Raw genomic sequence first — 12136 nt, 5'->3', positions numbered from 1 at the left:
AGCATCTTTGCTGCCGCGGTTCATCGCAACCGCGGCGGTTTCGTTTGACAGCCCGAATTGGCGCGGCCTTACTGTCCCACTCGGCACCGCGCCGCGAATCCACAATTTTACTATAACAGATTGAACGGGGGCCTTTCGGTATGAACAAACAGGAATTGATCGCGGCCGTCGCGAATTTGTCGGGGCTGGCAAAGGGCGACGCCAGCCGCGCCGTCGAGGCAGTGTTCGACACGATTTCGGGCAGCCTGAAAAAGGGTGACGAGGTCCGTCTGGTCGGGTTTGGCACGTTCGCGATTTCGAAGCGCAAGGCGTCGACGGGGCGCAACCCCCGCACCGGCGAACCAATGACGATCAAGGCGTCGACCCAGCCGAAGTTCAAGGCGGGCAAGGTGCTGAAGGATTCGCTGAACTAGGGGCGGACCGACAGCTTTCCAATCCTCCCCTGCAAGGGGAGGTGGCAGCGCGCAGCGCTGACGGAGGGGTGTCACACTATCGATAGGGCGACACCCCTCCGACGCTACGCGCCACCTCCCCTTGCAGGGGAGGAACGTTTTTGATCCGCTCACGCGGATAAGGCGGCACCGGCCCGCTCCCCCGCCCCGCCTCCCTTTCAGGATACTCTGTGGGAGGTGAGGCGGGGGAGCGGGCCAGTGCCGCCTTCGCTAAAACAGCGGCCAAACGCATCTGGACAGCGGACCACACCCCGCTTAAAGGCCCGCTTCCGAATTCGATTTCGGGCGCGTAGCTCAGCGGTAGAGCACACCCTTCACACGGGTGGGGTCACAGGTTCAATCCCTGTCGCGCCCACCATTGATAGACCCCGTTGCTCCATCGTGAGCAGCGGGGTCTTGTCGTTAAGGCGCTCTTGTTTCTGCGGCTTGGGTGGCGGCTGTCACGAAACCGCCATGCAAGAGTCTCCGAACCGACCCCGAAACCCAACATCCCTGTCATGCGCCGCTCCTAGTGCGGCTGTCGAAGCCGATCGGGGGGTCCGAATCGGCCAGTCGTCACGCCTGCAACAGGTTCAGGGAGTTCCACATGACCAGCTTCAAGCGCGCTTCGCTCATGCTGATGGCGGGCAGCGCCATCGCCGCCCTCTCGGCCTGCGGCGCGAGCGATATTGCTTCCCCCGGCGAAGGCGTGATCGTGATCCCGTCGCCGACCCCGACGCCTGCGCCATCGCCGACCCCCACGCCGGGCGCGGGCCTCGTCACGCCAGCCGCGGCTTGTCCCACGATAGCGGGGCCGAACCCGCTGGTCGATCGCGGCACCATCACCGGCCCGACCGGCACCTATCGCAACTGCGCCTTCCCGGTGCGCTTCACCGCCTCGACGCAGATCCCCAAAGTGGCGGGCGTCGTCTACTCGCTCGATGGGCGCGTCGACGTCGGCACCGATGCGGGTGCGGCGAGCACCGGCAATACCGCGACGCTGACGATCGATCCGGGCGTCGTCGTCTTCGGTGCGACTGGCGTGTCGTTCCTGGCGGTCAATCGCGGCAACCAGATCAATGCGGTCGGCACCGCGACTCAACCGATCATCTTCACCGGTCGTGGCAACGTCGTTGGCCAGACCGACGACAATACGTCGCAGCTATGGGGTGGCGTGGTTCTCCTGGGCCGTGCGCCGATCACCGATTGCCTTGCACCGGGCGCGGCGCCCGGCACCACCGCGTGCGAGCGTGACACCGAAGGCACGTCCAACGCGCTCTACGGCGGCGCAACGCCGGCCGACAGCAGCGGCCGGATGAGCTACGTCCAGATCCGCTATTCGGGCTTCATCCTGTCGGCCGCCAGCGAACTGCAGGGCCTGACCCCGTCGGGCGTCGGTTCGGGCACGACACTGGACCACATCCAGATCCACAACAGCTCGGACGACGGCATCGAGGTGTTCGGCGGGCGTCCGAACATGAAGTATCTCGTCCTGACCGGGAACGAGGACGACAATCTCGACACCGACGTCGGGTACAAGGGCTTCATCCAGTACGTGATCGCTATCCAGCGTGCCGGTGGTGCGGTGGGCGATGCGATGATCGAGGCGGATTCGAACGGCAATGAAGACGCCGTGCCGCGCCAGAACGTGACGCTGTCGAACTTCACCTTCATCCAGCGTTCGACTTCGGGCGCGGACGTGAGTGCGATGCTGCTGCGCGGCGGCACCGACTATACGATGATCAACGGCGTCGTTTCGTCGCCTGCCAATCTGCCGTGCTTGCGCATCAACAGCCTGACCACGACGCAGGCGGCGAATGCCGCCCTCGACGAAGCCGGTCCGCCGCGCTTCTTCTCGGTCCTGCTGGCGGGTTGCAACCCGGCGTTCAACGGGTCGGGCGGCGTCGCGACCGCCGATGTGCAGTCGATCTTCAACGCTGGCACGAACAACAATTCAGCGTTCACGACCACGCTGACCAACGGCTTCATCAACGGCGCGAACGAAACCGCGGCGACCGCGGCGGACCCGACGACAGTGGTCAATTCGGGTGGGTTCTTCACCGCTGCGAGCTATGTCGGCGCGGTCAAGGATGCGAACGACACCTGGTATCGCAACTGGACCTGCAACTCAGCGACCGCCGATTTCGGCAGTGCCGGCGGGGCGTGCACCACTCTGCCCACCACCTGATGCCGGGCGTGCGGGGGGCGGCCGACAGGTCGTCCCCGCCGTCGATTGTTGAATGCCCGGGGGATTTGAAATGTTGAAGCCGATATCCTTTGCGAGCCTGTTGCTCGTTTCCACCAGCCTGATCGCTCCCGCGGCGTTTGCGCAGACGACCGCGCCGACCTCCAGCGCGCCATCGACCGCGACCGGCAGTCCTCAAGGCGACGAGCAGACGCAAACCGCTACGCCTGTTTCGTCTCAGCCGGGTGAAGATCCGCAAGGTTCCGCCAGCGATCAATCCGCCCCCGATGTTTCGATTCCCGGCGGCGGCGACATCGTGGTCGTCGGCCGTCGCCGCGTCGACGTGCAGCAACAGGCCCCGCAAGTCGTGTCGGTGCTGTCGAGCGAGGATATCGCGAGGACCGGCGAAGGCGATATCGCCGGTGCTTTGCAGCGCGTGACCGGCCTGTCGGTGGTCGGTGCGGGCTTCGTCTATGTCCGTGGTCTCGGCGATCGCTATTCGCTGGCGTTGCTGAACGGTTCGCCCTTGCCGAGCCCGGAGCCGCTGAGGCGCGTCGTGCCGCTCGATATCTTCCCGACCGACGTGATCGCATCGTCGCTCGTGCAGAAGAGCTATTCGGTCAATTTCCCCGGCGAGTTCGGTGGCGGCGTGATCAACCTGACCACCAAATCAACCCCGGACGAACCATTCGTGACGCTGAGCGGATCGGTCGGCGGCGACAGTTTCACGACCGGCAACCTCGGCTACGTCTATTACGGCAGCCCGACCGACTGGACCGGGTTCGACAACGGCACGCGCGACGTGCCGGGACCGCTGCAGGCGGCGCTGGACAGCGGAAAGCCGATCCTGGCGGGCGCGGATTTCAGCCGCGCCGACCTGCAGAATATCGCGATCAGCCTGAGCAATTCGCGCACCAGCGTGGTGCAGAAGGTCGGCAATATGCCGATCAACTTCTCCGGCAACGTGACCGGCGGCGGCAGCAAGGATGTTGGCGACGTGCGCCTGGGCCTGATCGCGTCGGCCGGGATCGGGAATACCTGGCGCACGCGCCAGACGTTGCAGCAATTCTCGGTCAGCGCGGATCTGTCGGGGCCGCCGCAGACCAGTTTCGACCGCGTCGTCACCGACAATCGCGTCGTCGTGAACGGGCTGCTGGGGCTGTCGGCGGAGTTCGGCGAGAATACGATCCGCTGGACCAACCTGTATATCCGCGACACGATCAAGCAGACGCGGCTGGCGATCGGCGTCGATCAGAACCAGCAGGACCGCGACGTCCTGAAGCAGGATACGGCGTGGTACGAACGCCAGCTGATCAATTCGCAACTGGTCGGCGAATTCAAGTTCGGCGACCTCGATCTCGATCTGCGCGGCGGCTACGCCAATTCGCAGCGTGAGGCGCCGTATGAGCGCACGTTCACCTATGTTCGCACAAACACCGTGGGCGACCCGACCGGCGACCGCCTCGTTAACGATCTGGGCGGCAACAAGGGCGATGCGACGATCGCGTTCAGCGACCTGAACGAAGATCTGTGGTCGGGCGGCGCGGACGCGGTCTATGCGATCGTCCCCGAAGTGAAGCTGGGGATCGGTTACGCTTATTCCGACACGCAGCGTACCGCGGTGCGCCGCGCGTTCCAGTTCCGCGCGACCAATCTGCCGGTGCCGGTGCAGCAATTGCGCCCCGATTACCTGCTGTCCGATTCGGTGATCCAGAATTTCGGCGTCGAACTGCAGGAAACGTCGGCGCAGGACGGGACCGCGGCGTTTGACGCCGGGCTGCGCACGCACGCCGGATACGGCCAGATCATTGCGCAGGTGCTCCCGTCGCTGAACATCACGGCAGGTGTTCGCTACGAGACGGCCAAGCAGACCGTCACCGCGATCGACCTGTTCAATTCTGGGCTGGGGACCGGGTTTAACACAAACCTGAACAACGATTATTTCCTGCCTGCCGTCACGCTCACCTACGAGTTGGCGCCCGAGATGCAGTTCCGGGTCAGCGGGTCGAAGACGATCGCGCGGCCGCAATTCCGAGAGCTGATCCGCCAGCTGTACATCGACACCGATTCAAACCGCACGTTCCAGGGCAACCCCTCGCTGGTCGACAGCGAGCTGACCAATGCCGAGGCGCGCTACGAATGGTTCTTCGCGCGTGACCAGCGCATCACGCTGGCGGGGTTCTACAAGAAGATCGATCGGCCGATCGAAACCTATTCGTCGATCCTGTCGTCCGACATCACGACCAGCTTCGCCAACGCGCCCGAGGCGACGTTGTACGGGGCCGAGCTTGAGATGCAAAAATACTTCCCGCTAGATACGCTGGGCGGCGAATTCTTCGCGACGCGCCGCCTCGCCCTGATCGGCAACTACACCTACACCAAGTCAAAGCTGAAGGTCGGGGCGGACGACGTGACCGTCATCAACGGCGTCGAACAGGCCGCAAGCAACTTCTTCCGCGATGGCGCGCCGCTGACCGGCCAGTCCGATCACATCGGCAACATCCAGATCGGGCTGGAGGACACCGACCATCTGTCGCAGCAGACCTTGTTGCTCAGCTATGCGACGAAGCGCGTGACGACGCGTGGTCCATCGGGCCAGCCCGACGTCTATGAGAAGCCCGGTTTCCGGCTCGATTTCGTGGCGCGCGAGGATGTCGACCTGTTCGGCCTGAACGCCGAGGTGAAGTTCGAGGCGCGCAACATCACCGCAACAAAGTATCAGGAGTTCCAGGAGTTCGACGGCCGGCGAATCTATTACAATCTGTACGATGTCGGCGCATCGGTTTCGCTCGGGCTGGGGCTGAAGTTCTAGTACAATACGAGAATTGTCCTCCCCTGGACCCCGGTTTCGGCCGGGGTCTTTTTTATGCCCAGGGGCGTTCGCGGAACCACTTCGTCACGATATACTTGGTGCCTGCGCGCACCTTCATGCCGTGATGGATCGTCGCAGGGTTGAGCGATCCGTCGGGACGGCGGTTGTCCCAGCAGAGCAGTTTGCCCTTCTCGGGCTGGACGATCTTGTCGATCGTCTTGAACCGCGTCGCGCCGCCGGCGTAGGGCTCGTTCAGATAGATCATCGCAGTCCACGTGCGGTTCCCCGCGACCGCGCAGAAGCGATCATAGTCGACGCCGTTCGGCTCGAAATAATCGGTGTGCGCCTTGAACTCCTGACCGACGGCGTAACGCTGGCCCTGGACCGGTTCGCCATGCGCGGCGTCGAGCCCGGTGAAGGCGGCGATCCGGTCGTTGACCGCCGCCACGATCGGGTCGGTGGCGGGCAGGTCGCAGGTCTCGCTGGTGCGGAACGCGGCGTCGCCGTTGAAGTCGGAGATGGTCGATGGGCGGCGCTGCGCTTCGATCCGTTCGATCAGCGCCGCACACAGATCGGCGTCGAGAAAATTCCTTTTCAGGAACAAGGTCAGTTTGGGGGAGGGCACGCGTTGGATGCCCGGTTGCGCGGTCAGCCGCGCGACGATCGGATCGGATGCCATGCGCGCGACGATACCGTCGGCCGGTCGCCCGCGCCAAGCCCCAGAAATATTACACAAGGCTGCAATGCGCCTGTAACATGGATGCCATAGCCGCGGCTGCGGGGACGGGCGTTACGAATGCGATTGAAGTTCGACGCCCGCGCGCGGGCGATCCTGAAACGGCTGCCGGTGGTGAACGTCTATTCGGTGCTGGAACTGCTGCTGCTGGCGGGGCTGGCGGTGCAGTGCGCGCGGCTGGTGTGGACCGTGCTGACGCCGGTGTCGCCGCTGGGCGACTGGCGTCCGGCGGGGCCGGTGATTCCCTCAGCGCCCGCGGCGGTGCTGCGCGGGTTCGACCCATTCTTTCGCATCTCGGGGACGCAGAGCGGTCCAGCGGTGGTGACGTCGCTGCAACTGAAACTGTTCGGCACACGTATCGACGAAGCTACGGGGCAGGGGTCGGCGATCGTCGCCGGACCCGACGGGGTGCAGCAAAGCATCGCGGTAGGAGAAGAGATCATTCCTGGTGTGGTTCTGAAAGAGGTCGCGTTCGATCATGTCGCGATCGAGCGTGGCGGCGTGCGGGAGGATCTGTTCCTCGATCAATCGGGCGGGGCGGCGGCGGTTACTGCTGCGCCCGCGCCCGGTGGAGCCGCGCCTGCGCCGGGTGCGCCATCACCGGCAGGCGGGGCGGGCGTGACGGTGCAGCAATTGCAATCCGACGTGGGCTTCATCCCGCGTATCGACAGCGGGCGGATCAGCGGACTGGTGGTGCGCGCGCAAGGATCAGGCGCCGCGTTTCGCGCAGCGGGGCTGAAGGACGGCGATATCGTCACTGCGATCGGCGGACGCCCCGTGACCGGGCCGGCTGACATCGACCGGCTATCAAGTGATTTCGCAGGCGGCGGCAATCTGTCGCTGACGGTCGAGCGCGGCGGGCAGACCTTGCCGATCGCGGTGCAGATGGCGGCGCCGAAGTGAGGCGCTTCCTGCTCGCCACCGGGCTGGCGCTGACGCTTGCCGCTCAGACTAACGCGCAGACCACGCTGAACGTCCGCGACGCCGATATCCGCGCGTTTATCGCCGATGCCGCGAAGGTCACCGGGCGCACCTTCATCATCGATTCGCGCGTGCAGGGGAAGGTGACCGTCGTCACCGACCGGCCGCTCAGCCGGTCGGAGTATTTCGAGGTCTTCCTGTCGACGCTGCGCGCCAACGGGCTGGTCGCGGTGCCGACCGCGGGCGGCGCGTTCCGCGTCCAGCCGACCGACAACGCCGCTGCGCAGCCGGGCCGCGTCGGGTCCGCAGGCGCGGCGCGCAACCAGTTTGTGACCGAGGTCGTCCGGTTGCGCGCGATCGACGCGCAGAGCGCGGTCGATACGGTGCGGCCGTTGGTCAGCGCGCAAGGGTCGGTAACCGCGAACCGCAGCGGCAATTCGATCGTCGTCGCCGATTTCGCCGACAACATCCGCCGCGTGCGTGAAGTGCTGCGCCGGATCGACACCGACGGGTCTGCAACACGCACGGTCGCGCTGCAGAATGCGGGCGCGCGCGAGATCGCGACCGCGTTGCAGGCGCTGGCGGGCGGCGGTCAGGGCGGCGCGGCGGGGCAGGTCGCAAACGCGGTGTCGGTGGTGCCGATCGAGAGCGCCAATTCGATCGCGATCCGCGGCGACGCGTCGAGCGTAGCTCGGCTGGCGCAGGTCGCGATCGATCTTGATCGCAAGGCCAAGAGCGGAACCGAAATCCGCGTCGTATTCCTAGAGAACGCAGACGCGGCGCAATTGCTGCCGGTGCTGCAGCAACTGGTGGGGCAAGCGCCCGATCAGGTGCCGCAGCAGGGGCTGTCGCAATCGCGTTTCGGGCAGAGCGCGCAGCAGGGTTCGACCGGTTCGATGCAGACATCGAATGCGCCGACCTCTTCCAGCAACGCACCCCAATCGGCGGGCAACGCCCCGGCCGAGGCTGCGGTCACGACGCAAGGCGGGCGCACCGCCGCGGTCGTCACGCGCTTTGCCGGGGCCAATGCGATCGTCATCGCCGCCCCCGCCGACATCCAGCGCCAATTGTCCGAGGTCGTGCGGCAGCTCGACACGCGGCGCGAACAGGTGCTGGTCGAGGCGATCGTCGCCGAGGTGTCGGACCAGACCGCCAGCCGCCTGGGCTTCCAGTTCCTGCTCGGCAGCCTGTCGGGTGGCGCGTTCGGGACGACCAGCTTTTCCAACAGCGCCCCCAATCTACTGACGATCGCGGGCGCGATCGGTGCTCGTGAACTGAATACCACGACGACCACGATCAACGGATCGACGGTCACGACGAGCACGAACAGCGCGGTCAGCGATTCGCTGGCGCAGTCTGCAATCAACTCGATCCTTGGCGCGGGCGGTGGGATCGCTGGGTTCGGCGGGACGATCGGCAAGGACACGATCTTCGGATCGATCATCAACGCGGTGAAGAGCGACACGACGTCGAACCTGCTGCAGGCGCCAAGCCTCATCACGCTCGACAATCAGGAAGCGCGCATCCTGGTCGGGCAGGAAATCCCGATCACCACGGGACAGGCGCTGAGCCAGAATTTCGACAATGCATTCCGCACGGTGCAGCGTGAGAATGTCGGCATCCAGCTGGAGGTACGGCCGCAAGTCAACTCCAGCGGATCGATCAAATTGTTCCTGCACCAGCAGGTCAGCTCGATCGCCGGGCCGGTGTCGAGCGACAACAGCGACCTGATCCTGAACAAGCGCGAGGTGGAGACGACGCTGACCGTCGACGACGGGCAGATCGCGATCATCGGCGGCTTGCTGAGCGACGACGAACGCCGGACGCTGGAGAAGATCCCGTTGCTGGGCGACATTCCGGTATTGGGAAACCTGTTCCGGTCAAAAGCGCGGCAGCGGACCAAGACGAACCTGATGGTGTTCATCCGCCCGACGATCCTCCGTTCGGCCGCGGACAATCGCCGGGTGACCGAACAGCGTTACGGCTATCTCCGGCTGCAGCAGGGCGAGCAGGAGCCGGGCCGCGAGCCGTCGATCGACCAACTGGTGCGCGATTACATGGGCGCGGCCCCGCCGATTCCGTCCGCCCCGGTGCCGGGCAATATCGAAGACCCGCGCGTCAACGTGCCGGTGGTGCGCAGCACGTCGACCGTCATCAAGCAGCAGCGGCGGAGGAACAAGTGAGCCTGCCGATCCGTCCCGATGAAACGGACGGAAACGTGCCTGCGCGTCCAATTAGTCATTCCCGCGAAAGCGGGAACCCATCGCCCGAGGTCGCCACAGACCAGCCGTCGGGCACGGACGAAGCACCGGAGATGGGTTCCCGCTTTCGCGGGAATGACGCGGGTGTTGCGGTCCCGCCCGTCATTCTGCCCTACCTCTTCGCCCGTAAATTCGGCGTCGTGCTGGATGGCGACCGCGTCGCGCTGCGCGAGGGGGCGGACCCGAAGGCGTTGCTCGAAGTGCGCCGCGCGCTCGGGCGGCCGTTCGACATAGCGATCGTCGAACCCGCGGCATTCGACAGGCTGCTCAGCGACAATTACGCGATGGACGGGCAGGCGACCGCGCTCGCCGCAGTCGGCATGGGCGACGAACTCGACCTTCTCGCCGAGGGCATACCGACCGCGGAAGATCTGCTCGACACCGCCGACGACGCGCCCGCCATCCGCCTCATCAACGGCGTGATCGCCGACGCTGCGCGGCATGGCGTTTCGGACATTCACATCGAGCCGTATGAAACCGGGCTGGTCGTGCGGATGCGGATCGACGGCGTATTGCGCGAGACGCTCAGGATGCCGCCGCACGTTGCGCCGGTCGTCGTAAGCCGGATCAAGGTGATGGCGCGGCTCGACATCGCAGAACGGCGTGTGCCGCAGGACGGACGGATGGGGCTGACGTTGGGCGGGAAACTGCTCGACGTACGTGTGTCTACCCTGCCCAGCCGCGCGGGCGAACGCGTCGTGCTACGTATTCTCGACAAGGAGAACGCCGGGATCGACCTCGACGCGCTCGGCATGGATGCGGCGATGTTCGCGCTGCTGGAGGGCGCGATTTCGGAGCCGAACGGCATCGTACTGGTCACCGGACCGACCGGCAGCGGCAAGACGACCTCGCTCTACGCCGCGTTGCGCTTGCTAAACGACGGCAGCCGCAACATCCTGACGGTCGAGGATCCGGTCGAATATGCGGTCGACGGGGTAGGGCAGACGCAGGTCAATCCGAAGGTCGGGCTGACCTTCGCCGCCGGGCTGCGCGCGATCCTTCGCCAAGATCCCGATGTCGTGATGGTCGGTGAAATCCGTGACCGCGAGACCGCCGAGATCGCGGTGCAGGCGTCGCTGACCGGGCATCTGGTTCTGTCGACGGTCCACACCAACGACGCGGTCGGCGCGATCACGCGGATGCGCGACATGAAGGTCGAGCCGTTCCTGCTTGCCTCCACGCTGCGCGCGGTGATCGCGCAGCGGCTGGTGCGGCGGCTGTGCCCGTCCTGCCGGCGCGCTGTGAAGGCGGAGGGGACGGTCGCGACGTTGCTCGGCATCGCGCCCGACGTCGTGGTTTACGAGGCGGTCGGCTGCGATCAGTGCAACCGCACCGGGTTCAAGGGCCGGATCGGCGTATTCGAGGCGGTGCGCGTCGACGACCGCATCCGCCGCTTGATTAACGATGGCGGCAACGAATCCGAGATCGCAGCGCACGCGTTTGCGAACGGCGATACGCTCGCGGCGTCGGCGAAGCGGCTGGTCGAACAAGGCATGACCACCGCCGAGGAAGCCGCACGCGTGTCGCGGCGCGATGCGGCGGACGTGGTGGAGCCGGTCACCGTCGATGGCTGATTTCGACTATCTCGCGATCGACACGCGCGGGAACGAGACGCGCGGGCACATCGCCGCCGAGACGATCGACGCGGCGCGCACGACGCTCGATCGACGGCGGTTATATGTCGTCCGGATCGAGCCGGGCTCCGCACCCGCCAACAAGGGGCGGCCGCTGTTCGGCTTGCAACTCGGCAGCGCCAAGATGTCGGGCAAGCAATTGACGTTGTTTACGCGTCAGCTGGCGACGCTGAACCGCGTGTCGCCGCTGGAGGAATCGCTCCGCACGATCACGCGCCAGACTGAGGAGGAGAAGGTCCGCGCGATCGTCGCGACGGTCCATTCGGGCGTGGTCGAGGGGCGGCGGTTGGCAGACGCGATGGCGCGTGAGCCAAAGAGCTTTCCGCCGTTGTACCGCGCGATGGTGGCAGCCGGGGAGAGTTCGGGGTCGTTGCCGACGATCCTCGAACGGCTGTCGATCCTGCTTGAACGCCAAGCCGAAATCCGCGGCAAGCTGCTGACCGCGATCGCGTATCCGGCGGTGCTGGCGGTCGTCGCGATGGGCGTCGTGCTGGCGCTGATGATGTTCGTGGTGCCGCAGGTGGTCGAGCAATTCGATACCGTGGGGCAGCAATTGCCGCTGTTGACGCGGATGGTGATCGCCCTGTCGGACTTCCTGGTCGGGTATTGGTGGGCGATCGCGCTGTTCATCGCAGCTGTCGGGGTCGGCGCATGGCAGGCGCTGAAGCAACCTGCGATCCGGCTGTCGTTCGACACGCGGCTGCTGCGCATCCCTCTCCTCGGGCGGTTGCTGCGCGATCTGCACGCGGCGCGGATGGCGCGGACGCTGGCGACGATGGTGGCAAGCCGGTTGCCGTTGCTGGAGGGGCTGACGCTGACCGGCAGCACGATCCGCAACCGCCGCTTGCGCCTGGCGTCGGACGAGATCACCGATTCGATCCGCAAGGGCGGCGGGCTGTCCGCGGCGATGCGGCGGACGGGCGTCTTTCCGCCGCTGCTGACGTATCTTGCGGCAAGCGGCGAGGCAGCGGGAAGGCTCGACGAGATGCTGGAGCGTGCAGCGGAATATCTCGAAAAGGAATTCGACCGCTTCACCGCGACCGCGCTGTCGCTGCTGGAGCCCGCGATCATCGTCTTGATGGGCGGCGTCGTCGCAACGATCGTGCTATCGATCCTGCTGCCGATCCTGCAGCTGAATACGCTCGCGGGACAATGA

Annotated in this window: 8 protein-coding genes and 1 tRNA gene; 8 read left to right on the top strand and 1 reads right to left on the bottom strand. The window is 65.6% G+C overall.

Features of this window, described 5'->3' with window-relative positions:
* The first annotated feature begins 140 nt into the window (after window positions 1-140).
* The 4 genes from M0208_RS02230 (at window position 141) to M0208_RS02215 (ending at window position 5428) form a co-directional block, all read left to right on the top strand.
* Window positions 141-413, top strand: coding sequence for an HU family DNA-binding protein (locus tag M0208_RS02230; RefSeq protein WP_258890110.1), 273 nt, complete (start codon window positions 141-143; stop codon window positions 411-413).
* A 322-nt stretch (window positions 414-735) separates the two neighbouring features.
* Window positions 736-810, top strand: a tRNA-Val gene (locus tag M0208_RS02225).
* Between the two features lie 228 nt (window positions 811-1038).
* Complete coding sequence (locus tag M0208_RS02220; RefSeq protein ID WP_258890109.1) at window positions 1039-2619, top strand: hypothetical protein; 1581 nt, start codon at window positions 1039-1041, stop codon at window positions 2617-2619.
* 70 nt (window positions 2620-2689) lie between these two features.
* Window positions 2690-5428 (top strand): TonB-dependent receptor domain-containing protein, encoded by a 2739-nt coding sequence (locus tag M0208_RS02215; RefSeq protein ID WP_258890108.1) that lies wholly within the window; start codon window positions 2690-2692, stop codon window positions 5426-5428.
* 52 nt (window positions 5429-5480) lie between these two features.
* Here the strand turns inward: M0208_RS02215 and M0208_RS02210 are convergent, their stop codons facing one another.
* On the bottom strand, window positions 5481-6107 hold the full coding sequence (locus M0208_RS02210) for a 2OG-Fe(II) oxygenase (RefSeq protein ID WP_258890107.1): 627 nt from the start codon (window positions 6105-6107) through the stop codon (window positions 5481-5483).
* A 117-nt stretch (window positions 6108-6224) separates the two neighbouring features.
* Between M0208_RS02210 and M0208_RS02205 the strand changes: the two genes are divergently transcribed.
* The 4 genes from M0208_RS02205 (at window position 6225) to gspF (ending at window position 12136) form a co-directional block, all read left to right on the top strand.
* Window positions 6225-7067 carry a type II secretion system protein N gene (locus tag M0208_RS02205; protein ID WP_258890106.1) on the top strand — a complete coding sequence of 281 codons (843 nt, stop codon included), beginning with the start codon at window positions 6225-6227 and terminating at the stop codon, window positions 7065-7067.
* Complete coding sequence (gene gspD, locus M0208_RS02200) at window positions 7064-9268, top strand: type II secretion system secretin GspD (protein ID WP_258890105.1); 2205 nt, start codon at window positions 7064-7066, stop codon at window positions 9266-9268. Before M0208_RS02205 ends, gspD begins: the two co-directional genes overlap by 4 nt.
* 131 nt (window positions 9269-9399) lie before the next feature.
* A complete protein-coding gene (locus tag M0208_RS02195) occupies window positions 9400-10920 on the top strand; it encodes a GspE/PulE family protein (RefSeq protein WP_258890104.1) in 1521 nt (506 codons plus the stop codon).
* Window positions 10913-12136, top strand: a complete 1224-nt coding sequence (gene gspF / locus M0208_RS02190) for a type II secretion system inner membrane protein GspF (protein WP_258890103.1) — start codon at window positions 10913-10915, stop codon at window positions 12134-12136. Before M0208_RS02195 ends, gspF begins: the two co-directional genes overlap by 8 nt.

This window comes from Sphingomonas sp. SUN019 (assembly GCF_024758705.1).
Taxonomy (GTDB): Bacteria; Pseudomonadota; Alphaproteobacteria; order Sphingomonadales; family Sphingomonadaceae; genus Sphingomonas.
Note: the sequence above shows the minus strand (reverse complement) of the source record. Positions and strands in the feature narration are given on the sequence as shown.